General features: G+C 44.4%; 19 protein-coding genes. 4 read left to right on the forward strand and 15 right to left on the reverse strand.

What is annotated here, in order from left to right; translation table 11 throughout:
• The 11 genes from AACU59_RS14675 to AACU59_RS14725 form a co-directional block, all read right to left on the reverse strand.
• On the reverse strand, window positions 1-86 hold an 86-nt coding region (locus AACU59_RS14675), incomplete at its 3' end, for a transposase DNA-binding-containing protein (protein ID WP_161437655.1).
• Between the two features lie 193 nt (window positions 87-279).
• On the reverse strand, window positions 280-1,389 hold the full coding sequence (ribBA, locus tag AACU59_RS14680; protein WP_094145190.1) for a bifunctional 3,4-dihydroxy-2-butanone-4-phosphate synthase/GTP cyclohydrolase II: 1,110 nt from the start codon (window positions 1,387-1,389) through the stop codon (window positions 280-282).
• An 88-nt stretch (window positions 1,390-1,477) separates the two neighbouring features.
• Window positions 1,478-2,134, reverse strand: coding sequence for a riboflavin synthase (locus tag AACU59_RS14685; protein ID WP_010320134.1), 657 nt, complete (start codon window positions 2,132-2,134; stop codon window positions 1,478-1,480).
• 1 nt (window position 2,135) lies between these two features.
• On the reverse strand, window positions 2,136-3,233 hold the full coding sequence (ribD, locus tag AACU59_RS14690; RefSeq protein WP_161437652.1) for a bifunctional diaminohydroxyphosphoribosylaminopyrimidine deaminase/5-amino-6-(5-phosphoribosylamino)uracil reductase RibD: 1,098 nt from the start codon (window positions 3,231-3,233) through the stop codon (window positions 2,136-2,138).
• 6 nt (window positions 3,234-3,239) lie between these two features.
• Window positions 3,240-3,689 carry a transcriptional regulator NrdR gene (gene nrdR, locus AACU59_RS14695; RefSeq protein WP_010320136.1) on the reverse strand — a complete coding sequence of 150 codons (450 nt, stop codon included), beginning with the start codon at window positions 3,687-3,689 and terminating at the stop codon, window positions 3,240-3,242.
• Window positions 3,690-3,820: 131 nt separating this feature from the next.
• Window positions 3,821-5,071 (reverse strand): glutamate-5-semialdehyde dehydrogenase, encoded by a 1,251-nt coding sequence (locus AACU59_RS14700; RefSeq protein WP_094145189.1) that lies wholly within the window; start codon window positions 5,069-5,071, stop codon window positions 3,821-3,823.
• A 13-nt stretch (window positions 5,072-5,084) separates the two neighbouring features.
• The gene (proB, locus tag AACU59_RS14705) at window positions 5,085-6,224 is read right to left on the reverse strand and encodes a glutamate 5-kinase (RefSeq protein ID WP_094145188.1); all 1,140 of its coding nucleotides are present in this window, start codon (window positions 6,222-6,224) and stop codon (window positions 5,085-5,087) included.
• A gap of 122 nt (window positions 6,225-6,346) precedes the next feature.
• Window positions 6,347-6,736 (reverse strand): sigma factor-binding protein Crl, encoded by a 390-nt coding sequence (gene crl, locus AACU59_RS14710; protein WP_026027640.1) that lies wholly within the window; start codon window positions 6,734-6,736, stop codon window positions 6,347-6,349.
• Between the two features lie 100 nt (window positions 6,737-6,836).
• Window positions 6,837-8,084 (reverse strand): esterase FrsA, encoded by a 1,248-nt coding sequence (gene frsA / locus AACU59_RS14715; RefSeq protein WP_019281101.1) that lies wholly within the window; start codon window positions 8,082-8,084, stop codon window positions 6,837-6,839.
• Between the two features lie 88 nt (window positions 8,085-8,172).
• On the reverse strand, window positions 8,173-8,637 hold the full coding sequence (gene tet(34), locus AACU59_RS14720) for an oxytetracycline resistance phosphoribosyltransferase domain-containing protein Tet(34) (protein WP_010320141.1): 465 nt from the start codon (window positions 8,635-8,637) through the stop codon (window positions 8,173-8,175).
• 39 nt (window positions 8,638-8,676) lie between these two features.
• Window positions 8,677-9,972, reverse strand: a complete 1,296-nt coding sequence (locus tag AACU59_RS14725) for an NCS2 family permease (RefSeq protein WP_161437653.1) — start codon at window positions 9,970-9,972, stop codon at window positions 8,677-8,679.
• 886 nt (window positions 9,973-10,858) lie between these two features.
• Here AACU59_RS14725 and AACU59_RS14730 point away from each other — a divergent pair.
• From AACU59_RS14730 to AACU59_RS14745, 4 genes are all read left to right on the forward strand, one after another.
• Window positions 10,859-12,331, forward strand: a complete 1,473-nt coding sequence (locus AACU59_RS14730; protein ID WP_094144850.1) for an aminoacyl-histidine dipeptidase — start codon at window positions 10,859-10,861, stop codon at window positions 12,329-12,331.
• A gap of 296 nt (window positions 12,332-12,627) precedes the next feature.
• Window positions 12,628-13,068, forward strand: a complete 441-nt coding sequence (locus tag AACU59_RS14735; RefSeq protein ID WP_094144849.1) for an ATP-dependent zinc protease family protein — start codon at window positions 12,628-12,630, stop codon at window positions 13,066-13,068.
• Complete coding sequence (gene rimK / locus AACU59_RS14740) at window positions 13,068-13,973, forward strand: 30S ribosomal protein S6--L-glutamate ligase (protein ID WP_010320145.1); 906 nt, start codon at window positions 13,068-13,070, stop codon at window positions 13,971-13,973. The genes AACU59_RS14735 and rimK overlap by 1 nt, the downstream gene beginning before the upstream one ends.
• Entirely contained in the window at window positions 13,933-15,030 is a 1,098-nt protein-coding gene (locus tag AACU59_RS14745) for a succinylglutamate desuccinylase/aspartoacylase family protein (RefSeq protein ID WP_094144848.1), read from the forward strand. The genes rimK and AACU59_RS14745 overlap by 41 nt, the downstream gene beginning before the upstream one ends.
• Window positions 15,031-15,136: 106 nt before the next feature.
• Here AACU59_RS14745 and AACU59_RS14750 read toward each other — a convergent pair whose 3' ends face one another.
• The 4 genes from AACU59_RS14750 to dinB form a co-directional block, all read right to left on the reverse strand.
• The gene (locus tag AACU59_RS14750) at window positions 15,137-16,492 is read right to left on the reverse strand and encodes a sodium-dependent transporter (RefSeq protein ID WP_026027641.1); all 1,356 of its coding nucleotides are present in this window, start codon (window positions 16,490-16,492) and stop codon (window positions 15,137-15,139) included.
• A 126-nt stretch (window positions 16,493-16,618) separates the two neighbouring features.
• Window positions 16,619-18,175 (reverse strand): diguanylate cyclase, encoded by a 1,557-nt coding sequence (locus tag AACU59_RS14755; RefSeq protein WP_176428518.1) that lies wholly within the window; start codon window positions 18,173-18,175, stop codon window positions 16,619-16,621.
• Between the two features lie 65 nt (window positions 18,176-18,240).
• Complete coding sequence (locus AACU59_RS14760) at window positions 18,241-18,984, reverse strand: YggN family protein (RefSeq protein ID WP_088729108.1); 744 nt, start codon at window positions 18,982-18,984, stop codon at window positions 18,241-18,243.
• Between the two features lie 142 nt (window positions 18,985-19,126).
• Window positions 19,127-20,148: DNA polymerase IV (dinB, locus tag AACU59_RS14765; RefSeq protein ID WP_161437654.1), on the reverse strand; the 1,022-nt coding region annotated here is incomplete at its 5' end.

Consider the following 20,148-nt stretch of genomic DNA (forward strand, 5'->3'; position numbering starts at 1 on the left):
GCTAGGGCAACGAGTCTTTGAGTACGTCTTGGGTCATTGAGGTGAGCTTGACCAAATTGCTTTTGTGCCCAGAGGGTTGGTTCTATATAAGTCATTCTAATCATCCTTGTTATTGCTTAGATGATCAGATCATGAAACATAAAATTAGTTCAAAAAAATCCCCAAGCAGAGGCTTGGGGATTTGTGTATAAGAGACAGGCGTTGGGCTTCCTTTATTGGTTTTATTACGGTGTATTTTTAAATGTGACGTTAGGTTCTAAGCGCTAAAACGAGATGACGTTATTGGCAAACATACTCAGTCACATTCAAGCCAAAACCGCCTAAAGCGTGATACTTTTTATTGGCTGAGGAGAGTAAACGCATATCACGAACACCTAAATCCGCCAGAATTTGTGAACCAATCCCCACACGGCGTGAAGTGCCTTGTTTTTTCGCTAAAGTAGGCGCTTGGCCTTTGTCTTGTTGCTCAAACATTTTAACGCGGTGGATCAATAAGTCGCTCGACTCTTCATTACCTAAAATGACCAATACGCCGCCATCTTGGCCGATACGCTGCATCGCTTTATCTAAAGTCCAACTGCGTTCAGCATTGCGATCGCTACGCAGCAAATCGGTAAAGGTATCGTGCAGATGAACTCGCACCAATGGCGCTTGACCATCCAATGTTCCTTTTTGCAATGCGTAATGGATCTGATTATCAATCACGTCGCGGTAAGTGATCAGTTCAAATTCACCGTATTCTGTCGGCAACTTGCACTGTGCAACACGCTCAATGGTCGTCTCAGTATTGTTACGGTATTCAATCAGATCGGCAATCGTACCGAGTTTTAAACCATGTTGCTCGGCAAACACTTCAAGATCAGGGCGACGCGCCATGGTGCCATCATCATTTAAAATTTCGACGATCACAGACGCGGGCTCTAACCCCGCAAGGCGCGCTAAATCACAACCGGCTTCCGTGTGTCCAGCGCGAGTTAAAACGCCCCCCTCTTGCGCAGCCAGTGGGAAAATGTGCCCAGGTTGCACTAAGTCTGAAGCTTTCGCCTCTTTCGCCACCGCAGCTTGTACCGTCACGGCGCGATCGGCCGCTGAAATGCCGGTGGTTACGCCTTCGGCCGATTCAATCGAGACGGTAAAATTGGTGGTGTATTGAGCATTATTATCCTGCACCATAGGAGCCAAGCCTAAACGCTGACAACGAGCTTTAGTCATGGTTAAGCAGATCAGGCCACGACCAAATTTAGCCATAAAATTAATCGCTTCAGGAGTAACGTGCTCGGCGGCCATGATCAAGTCACCTTCGTTCTCACGATCTTCGTCATCCATTAAAATGACCATTTTCCCAAGACGAATATCTTCAATGATCTCTTGTGGGGTACTTATTGGCATACTCTATTTTCCTATCGCTGAACTATTTTCCGCACAGTCCCTGACTTAGATTTATCCACGACCGTGGTGGCATGGGACAATACGCGGTTTACGCAAAACCATTTTGTTGTAAAAATGCTAAGCTAATTTTCGACTCTGGTGTCTCTTCATCTTGCTGGTTTTGCAGCAAACGCTCCATATAACGCGCGAGCACATCCACTTCCAAATTCACTTTACGCCCAACATGAAACGCATCAATGGTCGTTTCGGCAGAAGTGTGAGGCACTATGGTCAGCTTAAAGGCATTCTTTCTTAAATCATTCACAGTGAGGCTGATACCATCTACTGTAATTGAGCCTTTTTCAGCCACGTATTTATTCAATGCCGGTGGGATCGCTACCCAAAACTCTATCGAACGACCAACAGGATTTCGTTCAATGATTTCACCAACACCGTCAACGTGCCCAGAAACAATGTGTCCACCAAAACGAGTGGTCGGCAACATGGCTTTTTCTAGGTTGACCTTGTCACCAACTTGATAGTGAGCAAACCCGGTTTTGTTGAGCGTTTCTAGTGAGAGATCCGCTGTATATTGAGTGCTGTTATAATCTACCACGGTCAAACAGACACCATTTGTGGCAATACTGTCACCAAGTTTGACATCGCTCATATCAAGATGACCGACTTTCACGGTCACACTGATGTCTTCACCTTTGGGTGTAATCGCGGCAAGTGTACCTACCGCCTCGATAATTCCTGTAAACATGCTATTTATCTTTTATTTTAGGTACGGCAATGATCCGAATATCCGGTCCAATTTGTCGTACATCTTTGATGATTAACTCTAGCGTATCCGCCATGGAAGATAGCCCCAAAGCACCAAATAGCCCCCGACCATCACTACCCATGATTTTAGGCGCTAAGTACAAAATGATCTCATCGACCAATTGGGCTTGGATCAGTGAACGAGCCAGTGTGGCACCAGCTTCTACCCAGAGATGATTCATTTGTGACTGCTCAGCTAAATAAGCTAAGGTATCCGCTAACTCAAATTGTGTCTGGTTGCTATTGAGCAATGACGTATGTTCAGTGCCAAGCACCAATACTTCACCGGAATGTTGATACAGCTTTAGACCATCATGGAGTTGGTTTTGCCTGTCAAGAATGACTCGCACTGGTTGGCGTAACTGATGTTGTGGGTAGTTCACTTGCACTGATGGAGGTAGTTCATCCCAACGCACAGTCAATGAAGCATCATCTTCAATCACTGTTTTGCTGGTCGATAAAATCCCACCCGCTTTGGCGCGAAATTTTTGCACATCTCGCCGCGCGGCCGCTGAAGTGATCCATTGACTCTGACCATTATTGAGTGCTGTTTGTCCATCAAGACTTGCGGCCATTTTCAATTGGACAAAGGGCATCCCACTTGTCATGCGTTTAATAAAACCTGGATTGAGCGCGATGGCATCCGCTTCTAACAAACCGACTTCGACTTCAATCCCAGCGTCACGCAACATTTGAATACCACGCCCAGCGACTTGAGGATTCGGATCTTGCATTGCGCAAATCACTTTCGCCACTTTGGCGTTAATCAAGCCTTCAGCGCAAGGCGGTGTACGGCCATGATGCGAGCAAGGCTCTAAAGTGACATAAGCGGTAGCGCCTTGCGCTTGCTCGTTTGCCATGCGTAAGGCGTGTACTTCGGCATGCGGCTCACCAGCACGAACATGAAAACCTTCACCAACAATCTGCTCTCCTTGAGTGATCACGCAGCCGACATTGGGGTTAGGTTGAGTGGTAAAAACGCCACCTTTAGCAAGCTCAATGGCTCGCGACATCATTTGATAATCAAAAGGAGTAAACATAAGCGATTAATCTTCCAGCTTCGCGATTTCTTCACCAAACTCACGAATATCTTCAAAACTACGATACACGGAGGCAAAGCGGATGTAAGCGACTTTATCGAGTACTTTGAGCTGCTCCATCACCAAGTTACCAATCATTTTACTTGGAACTTCTCGCTCACCAGTGGCTCGCAACTGAGATTTAATCATACTGATTGCAAGCTCAATCGCATCGGCGCTGACGGGGCGTTTTTCTAATGCTCGCTGTATACCACCGACCATTTTATCTTCGTTAAACGGTTCACGATTTCCATTTGATTTGATGACTCTTGGCATCAAGAGCTCGGCCGATTCAAACGTGGTAAAACGTTCATTACATGCCAAACATTGACGGCGACGGCGCACTTGATGGCCATCTGCGACAAGACGAGAATCAATCACTTTGGTGTCGTTCTCTGAACAAAAAGGACAATGCATATCACCTCCATAGCAATGAGCATCAGTGTACCGGAATTAGTACGCAAGTTGAACGCAAAAGGGGCATCAGCCCCTTTTCAATCTCTATTTTGTTAACAACCACACTTTGCGTTATCCATAACGAAAAGAACTTAACGGCGTGATAAGTAATTGGCTTTGCCAACCCACTTGTAACTGGTCAACTCTTCTAAGCCCATCGGCCCGCGAGCGTGCAATTTTTGGGTCGAAACGGCCACTTCAGCGCCTAAACCAAATTGAGCTCCATCGGTAAAACGCGTCGAAGCATTGACATACACTGCAGCAGAGCCCGCGGAATTAATAAACAGCTCTGCATTAAATAGGTCATTTGTCATGATCGCATCCGAATGGCTTGCATTGTGTTCACGCATATGTTGAATCGCTTGCTGCACGTCATCGACCACTTTGACGCCCAAAGTGTAACTTAGCCATTCGGTGTCAAAATCGCCTTCAACGGCCTCTCTCAACTGTTTCGCATGGCTCATGCAGGCTTGGGCTTTTGGCTCAACAACGAAGGTCACTTGATCATTAAGTCGTAGCACCAGTTTTGCCAAAAATTCACTCGCAATCGCTTGATGAACCAGCAAAGTATCCAGTGCGTTGCACGCAGAAGGGCGCTGAATTTTGGCGTTTTCAATTACCTCGACTGATTTGTCCAGATCCGCCGATTGGTCAACAAAAATATGGCTAATGCCAAAACCACCAATAATCACCGGAATCGTGCTGTTTTCTTTGCACATTTTATGTAGGCTAGCGCCGCCGCGCGGAATGATCATATCAACATATTCATCCAGCTTGAGCAGCTGTGAAACCAGTTCGCGATCCGGTTTCTCAATATACTGCACCGCAGCCGCTGGTAGTTGTGCTTTTTCTAGCGCCGATTGAATAACGTTGACTAGCGCCATATTGGAGAAAAAGGTCTCTTTCCCTCCCCGTAAAATACTGGCGTTACCCGTTTTTAAACACAATGCCGCAATATCAATGGTCACATTAGGACGCGCTTCATAAATAACGCCCACCACACCTAACGGTACTCGGCGGCGAGACAATGACAATCCGTTTTCAAGCACTCGGCTATCGATTTCACTACCGACAGGGTCATTGAGATTAATCACATTACGCACGTCATTAGCAATGGCTTGCAGGCGCGATTCATTGAGCAATAGGCGATCAAGCATGGCATCGTTCAACCCGGCTTGGCGGGCCAGTTCGATATCTTGGGCATTCGCTTTTAAAATCGCGGCGCTCTGCACCTCCAGTTCATCGGCAATGATCGCTAATGCATTGTTTTTTTGTGTCGTTGAAACGGTAGCGAGCTGGAAAGCGGCCTGTTTGGCGGCTTTACCCATTATGGTTAAATCCACTTTCTTTTCCTTACTATTCTTGGATCACAACAAGATCATCGCGATGAATGACTTCTGAGCCATAATCGTAACCTAAAATGCCTCCGATATCTTTGCTGTGTTTGCCCGCGATTTTGGCTAAGTCTTGGCTGGAATAAGCGGCGATGCCACGGGCAATTAATACGCCTTGTTTATCGGTTACTCGCGCCACTTCACCACGTGCAAAAGTACCACTGACATTCACTACCCCTTTCGCTAATAAGCTACTGCCATTCGCGACTACAGCGCTGACGGCTCCGCCATCAATGACAATGTCACCAGAAGCGGCAGGACCCGCTAAAATCCAGCGTTTGCGGTTTTCTAACGCTTCGGTACATGGCAAGAAACGGGTGCCTTGTGGCGCATCACTTAAAGAGTCAAAAATAACGTTGCTGGCACGCCCTGCGGCGATAATGACTTCAATCCCTGCACGACGAGCAATATCAGCGGCCTGAAGCTTAGTTGCCATACCTCCGGTGCCAAGCGTGGTACCACTACCCCCAGCGATTTTACGCAAGGTATCATCAATGGTTTTGACTTCTTTAATCAGTTCAGCGTTAGGATCTTTACGCGGGTCCGCGGTGAAGAGCCCTTTTTGGTCAGTCAGCAGCAATAGTTTATCGGCACCACATAAGATACCAACCAAGGCTGATAAATTGTCGTTGTCGCCCACTTTGATTTCACTGGTTGCCACTGCATCATTTTCGTTGACCACAGGAATAATATCGTGCTCGACCAAAGCATTAATGGTATCTCGCGCATTCAAAAAACGCTCACGATCTTCTAGATCGGCACGAGTCAGTAGCATTTGACCTATTTTAATCCCATAGATGGCAAAAAGAGATTCCCATGCTTGAATCAGTTGACTCTGCCCAACCGCAGCAAGCAACTGTTTGCTAGCCATTGCGTTGGGGAGTGCGGGGTAACCTAAGTGTTCTCGACCAGCGGCAATTGCGCCCGACGATACAATCACCACTGAGTGGCCTTGCTTTTTCAGTTCAGCACATTGACGGACAAGCTCAACCATATGAGCTCTATCTAACGCCAAAGTACCACCGGTTAATACACTGGTTCCTAGCTTCACAACGATTGTTTGAAGTTGCACCGCTTTTCCGCTTTGTTGATTCGTTGTCATGATTTCTTCTGAAATGGAAAACACATAAGAGCTGATGTTTTAGCAATCAAAGCAATAATTCACAAGTAGAAAAGGTGCTAAAAAGCACCTTTTTCATCACGAGGGTAAGGGGATAACGAAAATCAGACGAATTCAGCGGAATCTTGTGCAATCTCAACACTCAATTCAAAGCGCTCATAGAGACTCGCTACCAGTTTGGCATGAAACTCTTCTTGGGTACGTTTGACTTCAGAAAATACGGATTTAGGAATTGCGTCGGCATCCCACGCGCCAGCTAAGTTGTAACGTCCTGTATGATACTTAGCCTCAAACCCTGATTCTTTCTTAGTAAGTTCCAGCCACCAGCCCCAAAACTCTCGTTTTTCTGGGGATTTTTTGTCATTAACGCAAGACGCAAGGCAATCAAATAAGTAGTGATCCTCACGACATTGGCCTTCTCGTAAATAAGGTCCAATAGCTTTTAAAGCAGACAATAAGCGATAATGAGTCGGGGTGTGGGTCATTTCTGACATATTGACTCTCCATTTCAATGTTAAGAACGATCATTATTTTTATTAATCATATGCTTGTTACCGCATACCAATATCATGCTTAACTAATTTAGTAGAAAAGTCACCTAAATAGCTCATCTTCTAACCACTTTATCGCTAAATCGAGGGATTGCTCATATCCTTGTGTAATTGTTTTGCTTTTTATCTGTTTCGCTTTGCCATATTCACTAAAAATTGCAACTAATTGATTATCTGAATAGGGTGAAATGGGATCACCTTCTAATCCTAAAGCCAAAATCGGAACTTTAGTTCGCCTACTGGTTAAAAAACCTTGCACTTTCAGTGACCACGCTCGCATCAACCCAGCAAGGCTATTAATATCCACCACGTCTTTACCTAAACGAGACGCCAGCACATCAATATACATTTTGGGCATTTTTTTCAATTTTTCTGGCGAAGCTAAAATATCGTGGATAGGTGCACCTAATGAAACACAAGCCTTGATTTTATCTTGCTCTAGAAAAGAGAGCCTGATCATGGAGTTACCACCAAATCGAAATCCAACAAGCCCCACTTTTCGATGATCAACCCAAGGCAAGCTTTCCAGTTCATTGAGTACGGCTTGATGCAGACATGAAGAATCTTCAGTTAAGGGCCAATGGGAGCTATGACCTACGGAGGGCATATCAATGGTTAACATCGCAATATCTCTAGGCGCGAGATAATCTCTAAACAAACGCCACATATCCGTCTGCAAACTGTCTAAACCGGCACTAACCAAAACGACCGGATGAGGCCTATCGGTATTGGGCAAATGCAAATTAGCGACTATTTTTTTGTTCTTATAGGGTACTTCAACTTGCTTAATCACATAACGAGTCAATTTGGCCGCTTCGTTATAAGCGCTGTTTGACAGTATCTGTGCCTGCAAGGATAAATTATCATTTTTTAGATGCGGATAACCAGCAATGCTAAAGCAGAGCGACGCGGAAAAAAGTTCATTAGCCGCCTCTTCGTCTTGCTTGTCATTAGCGCGCTTTTGGTGACGCATACCCAGCTTAGTCCACTCGTATGCCCAGTTACCACTGTGATAGCCCATAACCGTATCTAGCCAATCCGCTTCGGTTCGCGAATGTTTCGAAGAGGCAATGCGGGCGAGAACTTCTTCTTGCTCTACTGGATCAACACCTTGCCATATCCACTGTAAACGCCTGAGATTTCGATACCAAACGTACCCTTCTTGCTGTTTTTTTAGGTCCAAAATTTCTTGGCTGCTTGGCATATAACGGGTCAATGCCGAGGTTTCTTGGGCTTGCTTGTATTTCTGGAACAAGGTTTCAGAAAGATTTTGGCTGTTAGATTCAGACATAAGTCGATTCAATTGAGAGCGGTGCTCTAATAGTAATAAAAAAAATGGCCCGATAAAGGGCCATTTTCAAATAAACGCAAGAAAAGCATTACTTTTGTTTACGGTTAATCGGTTCTGCGTATTGAATCGTCATATCCCATGGCTGCTCAATCCACGTATCTTGAGCAATATCCACAACATAATCATCTAACAAGCTTACGCCAGAAGGCTTCGCACACACCGCAATCAATTTCGCTTTAGGATACATTTCACGTAGCTTACGTGCGGTATCACCACTATCGACCAAATCTTCAACAATTAAGAAACCTTCGCCGTCACCTTCAGGTGCTTTGATCACTGTCATGTCACGCTGATGATCATGATCGTAACTTGAAATGCAAATCGTATCGACATGGCGAATACCTAATTCACGCGCCAATATGGCACCAGGAACCAGACCACCACGGCTCACCGCCCAAATACCTTTCCATTGCTCTGCAGGCATCTGTTTTTCTGCCAATTGACGACAGTAAGTCTGCATGTTGTCCCAAGTGATAACGAATTTATTGCTCATTGTTGTAAACCTAATTATTTAAATAATCTGTGTCGTTCATTACATTGCAGAGGCGATATACTTAAAGATGAAGATGGCTGACATCACCCACACACTCATCGATACACTGCGCCCTTTGCCACTAAATAGTTTGATAGCCGCATAAGCAATGAAACCAAGAGAAATACCTTCTGCGATAGAGAATGTCAGCGGCATTAATAAACAGGTAACGACGACAGGAGCCGCTTCTGTTAAATCGCGCCAATCAATACTGACCAAACCAGAAAGCATCAAAATTGCCACGTAAAATAATGCACCAGACGTAGCGTACGCAGGGATCATTCCAGCTAATGGCGAGAAGAATAATGCAAGTAAGAACAAAATGCCAACAACGACTGCCGTCAGCCCTGTGCGCCCGCCAGCAGCAACACCCGCCACACTTTCAATGTAAGAGGTTGTGTTTGATGTACCCAGCAGGGCACCGACTGACGTAGCGGTAGAATCGGCAAGCAATGCTTTATTTAGACGTGGGATTTTACCATCTTTGCCAATCAAATCTGCCTTTTGCGCCACGCCAACTAAGGTGCCAGCCGTGTCAAATAGATCGACAAACAGAAACGCAAATACCACTGAAATCATACCCACTTCAAAAATGGCGGAGAAATCAAGCTGCAAAAAAGTTGGCGCAATACTTGGTGGTGCCGACATAATGCCATGCCACTGAACGTCACCAAACACTAAACCAAGGCAAGTAACCGCAAGAATCGCGATCATTACAGCACCCTTTAAACCACGATGAACCAAAGCAATCGTCAGGAAGAAACCTATCGCACCGAGTACAGCAGGAAGAGAAGTAATTGCGCCGACAGAAACCAAAGTTGCAGGGTTATCAACCACAATGCCTGCATTTTTCAGGGCAATAAAGGCAAGAAAAAGTCCAATACCGGCCGAGATCCCCGTTCGTAATGACATCGGAATCGAACCGATGATCCACTCACGGATTTTAAAGATACTAAGAAAAATGAACAGCACACCAGAAACGAATACCGCCGCCAGCGCAACTTGCCATGTATATCCCATGCCGAGCACAACGGCGTAAGTAAAAAATGCGTTTAACCCCATACCCGGAGCCTGTGCGATTGGGTAGTTGGCAACAAAGCCCATGATGAAACAGCCAATAGCCGCCGCAAGACACGTAGCAACAAATACTGCACCACGGTCCATGCCGGCATCCGCTAAGATCGCAGGGTTAACAAAGATAATGTATGCCATCGTGAGAAATGTCGTTATTCCTGCGATAACCTCAGTGCGCACGTTTGTGCCATATTCACTAAGTTTAAATAGCCTTTCGAGCATGATCGAGTCCTATAAGGGTAAAAAGTAAACGGTTGCGTAATCGATTGGCTGTGGATTATAGAGAGATCAGATCACAAATTCCAGATAGAATTAAGGCTGTAATATGCTTTTATTAATGGCTTATGAACCTAGTCGCGCTTCATTTCTTCAAAAAGAAAAAGCGGATTTCCATATCGTATTGCCATTGAGCCGTAAAGGAAGTGCTGAACATTGAGATAAAAAAACGCCACCTCATCTGAGGTGGCGGCGAATCATTTTAGCCAAACTGACTACAAAAAAATTCCAATATCTAGGGGGTGAACATACAGTTCAAATAACATGCTTAAAGTCTTAATAACCAAAGCTTGTTGGGTAAGCAAAGTTGCCAGTGTAAACAGACTTGTTTGTCCAGAACATTGCTGATGGTAAACCTTTCATAACTATCACCTTATAAAATCAATTGAACATAAATTTGATTTCTCGGTTCCATGGAGGCGATAAACGGACTCATCCTTTGAGCATTTTTTCTTCGCTTTCGAAGTTGGTTACAAATATACCACCAAGAAATTAAATTACAATATTTAGCGTGATAAAAATCACATAATTTTATTTTGATGATCTACATCAACAGATTTAGGTAATTAAATTACACAAATATCAGCAAAAAATGATTATTAGGCGGTAAGGGGAAGAATCTCATCGCCGATTGTGTCATCTCTTCTATACGCTACAGTCGATTTAATGTGACACCAATAAAACAATTCTCAAGCGGTGAGGCTACTCGCTGATTGTCGAGAGTGGTATGCTGTCCACCACTACAAGTCATGCTCAGATCTAGTCGATATCGCTACCAAAGAAACATTTCGCCTGTTCATGATCTGGCAAGCTCGAATAAAAGGAGTATTCCGTGTCTGAGTTCTATTCTGAAATCAGTAAATTGTCATCGGCACCCGTATGGCAATTTTTCGATAAAATCTGTTCCATTCCTCACCCGTCTAAGCATGAAGAAGCCTTAGCCCAACACATCATCCAGTGGGCGACAGAGCAGGGTTTAGCGGTACGCCGAGATCCAACCGGCAACGTTTTCATAAAAAAACCAGCGACAGCTGGCATGGAACATAAGAAAGGTGTGGTTCTACAAGCTCATATTGATATGGTGCCGCAAAAAAACGAAGACACGCAGCACGACTTTGCTAAGGACCCTATCCAACCGTATATCGATGGCGAATGGGTAACGGCCAAAGGAACCACTTTAGGTGCCGATAACGGCATGGGTATGGCTGCATGTTTGGCTGTTCTCGCGTCAAAAGAGCTCAAGCACGGTCCTATTGAGGTGTTACTGACGATTGATGAAGAAGCGGGTATGACAGGTGCTTTCGGCCTTGAAGCGGGTTGGTTAGAAGGAGAGATCCTGCTCAATACTGATTCAGAACAAGAGGGCGAAGTGTATATGGGCTGTGCTGGTGGTATTGATGGTGCAATGACTTTTAATATCCAACGACAAGCCATGCCTGCTGGTTACGTAACACATCAATTGATTTTGAAAGGGTTAAAAGGAGGTCACTCTGGGTGTGACGTCCATACTGGCCGTGGGAATGCTAACAAGCTACTGGCTCGCTTTCTTGCTAGTCACGCACAAGAACTTGATTTACGTTTGATCGAGTTTCGCGGTGGTAGCCTACGTAACGCCATTCCTCGAGAAGCGTTTGTCACCGTGGCCATTCCTGCCGAAAATGGGGTAAAACTGGATGAGCTATTTAGCACCTATACCCAGCTAGTGAAAGAAGAGCTTGGACGCGTCGAAACGGGAATTGTCACTTTCAACAACCCGCAAGACAATGCGGAAAATGTCTTCGCTCTTGTTGATCAACAACGTTTTATTGCCGCATTAAACGCGTGTCCAAACGGTGTGATCCGGATGAGCGATGAAATTGAAGGCGTGGTTGAAACCTCATTGAATGTCGGTGTTATTACTACACAAGAAAACTCTGTGACTGTGTTATGCCTTATTCGTTCTCTGATTGATTCAGGTCGCCAACAGGTTGAAAGCATGCTCAAATCCGTTGCTGAGCTAGCGAATGCGGAAATTGCCTTTACTGGTGCTTATCCGGGCTGGAAACCAGATGCCGATTCAGAGATCATGGCTGTTTTCAGAGACATGTACCAAGGTATTTACGGTCATAAACCGAATATCATGGTGATCCATGCTGGCCTAGAATGTGGTCTTTTCAAAAAACCTTACCCAGATATGGATATGGTTTCATTTGGCCCAACCATTAAATTCCCTCACTCACCGGATGAGAAAGTTAAGATCGACACAGTCGACCTTTTCTGGGAGCAAATGGTTGCCTTACTAGAGCACATTCCAGCCAAAGCTTAACACCTACTCGGATGTCGAATTCCTTAGCCATTTTTTAATAGCAAGTAGATGAATATCTTGCTTTAGCAAGGGAATTCGGCCTCCACTTCGACATCTTTTCTATCAATTAATTTTATCGATAAGGCAAATTAATTTCATTAGCGCACATTTTTTGTGACTGCTAGAGTTCGCCCCCTTGAAGTTCCTAGAGTTATTCACCACACTCTCTTCAAGCGATAACACCATTTAAAAGTTGTATCGGGGATGCTGCTACTCCTTAGCGGCGTCTTACATTCTCCAAAAATATTGAAACTGCGATGAAAGAAAAAATGATTGTCGGATGGCGAGAAACTCTCAGCCTTCCAGGGTTAGGTATTGAGCAAATTAATGCCAAAGTCGATACCGGAGCCCGCACGTCGTGCTTACACGCATTTAAGGTAGAGAGCTTCACCAAAGAAGAGGCTCTTTGGGTTCGCTTTTGGATCCATCCTTTGCAACGTAATAATGAAAAAGTCACGGTTTGTGAAGCTAAGGTCCTCGATGAACGAATCGTCCGTGATTCTGGCGGCCATGAAGAATCCCGCTACGTTATTCAGTCAGACGTTAGTTTGGGCGACCAAACTTGGCCCATTGAAATAACGTTAACCAATCGCGAAAATATGGGTTTTCGTATGCTATTAGGTCGCACCGCAATGCACCGTCGAATTTTAGTTAATCCAACTAAATCGTTTTTAATCGCTTTCGAGGAGAGCAAATAATGAAAATTGGTATTCTGTCACGTAATGCTTCGTTGTATTCAACCAAGCGTCTGATTGAAGCGTGTAAAAGCCGTGGCCACCAAGTCAAAGTGATTGATGGGCTGCGTTGCTATATGAATATCAATTCTGAAAAACCCGAAATTCACTTTAAAGGTGAAGAGTTAGCGGGTTTTGATGCAGTCATTCCTCGTATTGGTGCATCCGTTACGTTTTACGGTACTGCGGTATTACGCCAATTTGAAATGATGGGGGTTTATCCCGTCAATGAATCTGTGGCTATTAGCCGTTCCAGAGATAAACTTCGCTCAATGCAGCTATTGTCTCGTCGCGGCATTGGTATGCCGATTACTGGTTTCGCCAGTAAACCCGATGATGTCAAAGACTTACTCGACATGGTCGGAGGAGCACCGGTAGTGATTAAATTACTTGAAGGAACTCAAGGCATCGGTGTAGTGTTAGCGGAAACACGCAAAGCAGCAGAAAGTGTGATCGAAGCGTTCATGGGCCTGAAAGCCAATATCATGGTGCAAGAGTACATCAAAGAGGCTGGTGGCGCCGATATTCGCTGTTTCGTTATTGGCGACAAAGTTATCGCAGCCATGAAACGGCAAGGTGCCGATGGTGAGTTTCGCTCTAACCTACACCGCGGCGGAACGGCCTCTTTGGTAAAAATCACCCCTCTAGAACGTAAGACGGCTATCGATGCGGCGAAGATTATGGGTCTCAATGTTGCGGGTGTGGATCTTTTGCGATCGGAACGTGGCCCATTAGTGATGGAAGTCAATTCATCGCCAGGTCTTGAAGGTATTGAAGCCGCTACTGGTAAAGATATCGCCGGGTTGATTGTCGAATTTATTGAAAAAAATGCGGCAACGAAAGGGACAAAAACACGTGGCAAAGGTTAGGAAAAACACAACATTTCATTTCCTGGGGGATTCAGTTCCCCCAGGAACGCGCAAGGCAATGGAGCTAGAAGCGGCTAAGCTTTATACACACTCGCCACTCTCTATACCTATCGAAATCATTAATGGAATATCCACTGGCCCAACCTTAATGGTTAATGCCGCCATCCATGGTGATGAACTGAACGGCGTTGAAATAGTCCGTCAACTGATCAACTCCATCGACCCGCAAAAACTAAAAGGGACACTGATTGTTGTCCCCATCGTCAATGCCTTTGGCTTTATTCATAAATCTCGCTACCTTCCTGATCGACGCGATCTCAATCGCTGCTTCCCTGGAAGTGAAACTGGCTCCCTCGCCTCTCGCATTGCACATACTTTCTTTTCCCAAGTCGCTTTACGTTGTGATTACATCATTGACCTGCATACTGGTGCTATTCATCGCACGAATTTGCCACAAATCCGCGCCGATCTCACTAATCCTGAAACCTTGCGTATTGCCCAAGCATTTGCAACCCCAGTGATCATCGACTCTCCACTGCGTAATGGCTCGCTCAGAAGTGAAGCAGAGAAATCAGGCATCACAGTATTAACTTATGAAGCAGGTGAAGCGCTAAAATTTGAACCTATTGCCATCAATGCGGGTATTGTCGGTGTGAAACGCACCATGCAAGCCATTGGTATGATGCGCAAAAGTCGCAAGGCCGTACCGACATCGATCATCGCAAAATCAACCAGTTGGCTCAGAGCCGAAAGCGATGGCATCTTGCGCACCGTGGTGACGCTTGGTGACAAGGTCGAAAAAGGACAAGTGCTTGCCTATATCAACTCACCGCTTGGTCATGTCGAAGTCGAATTAAGAGCCAATAAGGGGGGTATTGTGATTGGCCAACAAACTCTGCCTCTTGTTAATGAAGGAGATGCCGTATTCCATCTCGCCTACTTCTCGCAAAGCGATGAGATGGTTGAGCAAGTCGTGGGCGATTTTATTGAAGAGGTCGCAGACAGCGATTTAGAACCTCTGACCACGGGACACTTGATGCCACCGTCGATGGTCTAAATTGTCGATAAGTCTAAACAATAGAGACACATAAGTTCAATAATAAAGCCCTTATTCAAAGGGCTTTATGCTGTTTAAGCGTGAGTGGGATGAAGAAAGTAACTCATTAACCGAACGAAGCCCAAATCACCGTAGCCACTAATACAGGGCAGACAAATTTCACATACCAAGGCCAGATTTTACCAAACCAACCCAATTGGAACTCAGGGAAACCTTGTTCTAACTCTTTGACTTTCGCGTGACGACGCCATACCCAACCGCCAAATAGGCAGAACATCAGCGCTGCTGTCGGCTGCAAATATTGCGTCGCAACCGTTGCTACTAAGCCAAATAGCGCACCAAAATTATAAACAATAACGACACTGACTAGCGCAATTAACGCGCCTAATACCCAGCTTGTTGGTGCGCGTTTCGTATTAAAACGCTCGCTGACTAAGGCTACAGGGCATTCCAGCATAGAGATAGAAGAGGTTAACGCGGCGATCGTCAGTAAAGTGAAAAATACGATAGCAAACACCTGCCCCATCCAACCAAGGCTATCAAACATCAATGGCAACACAGTAAAAACGAGCGTATCTGAATTTAGTAAAGAACCGTCAGCGGCATAGATTTCCACCCCTTTATGCATCGCAACAAACATCGCAGGCAACACAACAAGGCCAGCAATGAAAGCCACGGCGGTATCAACTAAAGTCACATTTAGTGCCATCTTCGGCAGGTTTTCTTGCTTACTCAGATAAGATCCGTAAATCAACATCGAGCAGCCACCAATGGTTAATGAGAAGAAACCTTGCCCCATTGCCGCCAGTAAGAGATGTCTGTCAAACACCTTTGAAAAATCAGGGACTAAATAGTGTTGTAAACCTTCCATCGCTCCAGTTTGCATCATGATGTAAACAAACAGCACACCAAACAGTACAAACAATGCAGGCATTAAACGCGTTGACCATTTTTCAATCCCGTCTTTAACACCACCTTGCACGATTAGAATCGTCAAAATATAAAACACTAAGGTTCCGAATAAGTTACGCTCAACACTAAACCCTTTCAACCAAGCTGTGATTTCCACAAAACCCAATAACTCTGTCATCGCACCGAGTAAAAAGCAGATTAGCCAGCCACCGACGATGCTGTAAAACGCCAGTACCGCACTCGGAACACTCAAACCAATCCAACCGACAAAGCCACCGACCATTTTACCTAGTGGATGAGGCGTTAATGAGCGCATGCTATCAACAGGGTTTGCTTGCCCAAAACGGCCTATCGCCATTTCAACCACTAACATAGGGAAGGCAACGACCATGATCATCACCAAATAAACCAATAAGAATGCGCCGCCGCCGTTGCTTGCCGCTTGGGTTGGAAAGCCCCAAATATTACCTAGGCCAACTGCCGCACCCGCCGCCGCAAGAATAAAACCAAGACGTGAACCAAAATGTTCACGAGAATCAGACTGTGTCATACCACTCACACAAATATCAATAGACTAGTTAGCTAGTACGGTAATACAGGCAATCAAATAGAGCAATTCCACTGCTTATTTATTAAACAAGCATTGCAAAAATAAACAGAATTTACTGCGTAAAGATTATTGAACAGGCAATATTAACGGGAGATTAGAGGTGAATTTTTGCACGAGATAACGACCTCTTCCTTGTGCTTTGACTGCATAAAGTGCTCTATCAGCCACATGAAAGAAATCTAGATAGTGATTCAACTGTGGGGTATCAATTTCAACCCCTCCAACGCTGATTGAAAGCGTCTTCTTAGCTGGGGAAAATTGGTGGGTAATGCGCAGTGATTCAACCGATTCGATCAGTCGTTTAGCATAAGCTTGACCATCAATTTCGATGTCGCTCGCCAAAACTACACAAAACTCTTCTCCACCAAAGCGAGTAACCAGTTTTTCACCGCCAAAATCCAATTTTTTTAAGCTGGTCGCAACAGATTTCAATGCTTCATCACCCTCTAAGTGGCCGTAGTGATCATTGAACAATTTAAAATAGTCAATATCGATCAAAAACAATACGATATATCTAAATTGATAATCAACGATATAGCTTTTAAAGACCTTTTCTAAACGACGGCGGTTCGCAATACGTGTGAGTGGATCGTGCTCTGATTGCCATTTTAGTTCACGCCGACTGGTTTCCAGCTCCCATACTATTTGGTTCATCGTACGAGAAAACTCTTTCATTTCCTTCGATATGAAGGATCGCTCACTAGGCATCTTTCCACCCGATGCTTTAAATTGATCCAGTACTTGATTGGCATCATTGATTGGCTTGACTACTTTATTCGCTACAACTAAGTTCAAGAAAAACATTAGGATAGAGAATGAAGCAAGCCCAGACAGCTCCTGCCATTGAATAAACGGTGGGACTTTAACGGTATGACTTACTTTAATCAATACAGTAAGACGATTGCGATAATCAAGCATTTCAAGGTAAGAGATATTATCTTCATGTGGCGCGGCAACGGTTTGATCATTAAGACTTTTGATCAGCATCACTTCCACATTCACCCCAGTTGCAATCACAAGCTCATTGATAAACTGTCCACTGATCCTTTTTAAAAAAAGTAAATAACCTTTGTCGCACTCCTTTGCGTCACTATTACAAACCCGAGAGGTTGCAACGATAAAAGGTTTGTCGTCTATCACGATAAAACTGAGATTCGGTTTGATGAAATCTTTTGGTGCTTTCATCGCGTCCGCTAAAATATCACCAAAATTATATCGAATCGCATCATAACTGGCTTCATGGCCAGTCTCATAGTCGTAGCGCTGGCCCCAAACTAATTGCACATCTGGATTAAAAATAAAAATACCGTCTAATGACTTGGATTCAAAGGTGTGAGTACCAATACTGTCGCGAATAAAATCATCATTAGGCTTAGCAATAAAATCGGCCATTTCATTCCATGCTGCATAATCAGCCAATGATGCCCCCATGTCCGTTTTTTGCATATTAAGAACAGTTCGAACTCGGTTAACCTCACCTCGTTGCAAGGAAAGAGCATCTTCAACGGCGCGATCATAAGACCACATAAACTTAAATAGCAGATAACACAAAATAAACAGCACAACGAAGGCTGTTGAAACTAATGCTGTTAACCGTCTCAAGCTAAAATTATTAAACAACATCCATACCAGTAAATTAACCTAACATCATAGACACAAATAAAGAGCACCGAATGTGCTCTTTAAGTTTAGATGGTAAAGACTTGATAATCTTTTAATACTGGTATTTTTTGGTGCAGTTGTTGTTCCTGCTCAACCATATCATTAAGAGACTCACAAAAATCACGACTCTCTTTTTGAATTGTGGCGGCGTTTTCTTGAATTCGCTCGGCTAACTTAACTTTTAAGTCCGCCATGGTATCGGTCAATTTTGTGATGTTTAAGCCACCCTCTTCTCTCATTTTCAGTGAAAGGGCATCGAAGGCGCCGGATATAAACTCTTTGTTAAATAAAGCTTTCGCTTTTTCAAAATCATCGGCCCAAGTTTGCGTCATTGATTCAAAAGTCTGCGCAGGGAGAACCAGCTCACCATTTTTGTAATAACGAGATTCAATATTGGCAAAAAAAGCGGCTATGGATTGCTTGGCGCTATCGAAGGCGTTGGGAGATTCAATACTTTTCGCAACATCATCCAAAATATCATTCGCCAACGCTAAGCCATCACTCGCCATCTGTTTTACTTTAGGCAATGAAGCATTCATGCTTTCTCTATACTGCTCAAGGGCCGTTTTCTGGTCACTGTCGAGCTCCATCTTTTCACCACGGATATAAAGATTGTTCTGTGTATCCATCAAAACAGTGTCGGTGCTCGTTTTGAGAATTTCAACCTTATCACCATCAAGGTGAACTTCATGGTTCACATCAACTCGGCACTGCGCTGCCCACAAAGGGGAGCTCAACAACATTAAAGTGACTAACACTACTTTTTTCATTGTTTTCTCTCATCGATCGTTTTATGACTAACCATATCAGGTGTGGATATTTGATGAGTTAGTATTTCTCGCTAGCAATATAAATGATTTCGACCTAAAAACCGTCAATTTAATGACATAAATGTTAGTTTGTTTCACTAATTTAAAAAAAACTGAGCTGCTTATTGAGCATTTCTGGCTTTAACATCACCTGTAAACCAAGTAAGCGAATTTCTCGCCCATTTTGCCGCAACAAAATATTCTCCAAAAGGGTTCGAAAATCATTGAGCTCTAACTGTGGATGAAGATGCTCAATCGTCGTAAGTTGAAAATCGGCAAACTTGACTTTGATCCCTTGTTTGACAATCGAACCATCAACACTCGCTCTGTCTAACCTCGCTTTTATCTCTGGGTAGAGATGATGTTCAATCACCTGCCAGCACTCTTCATAACTTGAGATATTTTGACTAAATGTTCTTTCGACACCTAATGATTTACGCTCCCTCTCTGTCACGACTTCGCGATTATCAATTCCATGACTTTTCTTCCATAGTGAAGCGCCTAATCTGCCAAAGTTACGAAGTAGCTCTCGATAGTCTGTTAGCTTAATATCTTCACACTTATAAAAACCCGCTTGGTGCAACTTTTCCAGACTAACCTTACCGACACCGGGTATTTTCTCTAGCGGCAATGAATCGACCACCTGCTGTACTTTATCGGGTGGTATTACAAATTGGCCGTTAGGCTTATTCATATCAGAGGCCACTTTAGCCAAAAATTTTACAGGTGCTACACCTGCAGAGGCGGTCAGTTGAAGTTCGTTGTGAATATCATGGCGAATAGCTTGAGCTATCAATGTTGCGCTTCCTTGACATAGCGGTGAATCACTCACATCAAGAAATGCTTCATCTAATGATAACGGCTCAATAATGGAAGTATAACGTTCGAATATCTGTCGGATTTGAATGGAAATAGCTTTGTATACCGACATCCGCCCCGGAACGACCAGCAGATTGGGGCATAATTTTAAGGCTTGAGCGGTCGGCATTGCGGAACGAACGCCAAATTTCCTCGCTTCATAATTGCAAGTACTTAACACACCACGCTGCTTTTCATGACCACCAACGGCTAGAGGGCGATGCCTATATTCGGGGTTATCACGCATTTCTACCGCAGCGTAGAAAC

The organism is Vibrio sp. V23_P3S9T160 (assembly GCF_963886625.1).
In the GTDB taxonomy this organism is placed as follows: domain Bacteria; phylum Pseudomonadota; class Gammaproteobacteria; order Enterobacterales; family Vibrionaceae; genus Vibrio; species Vibrio anguillarum.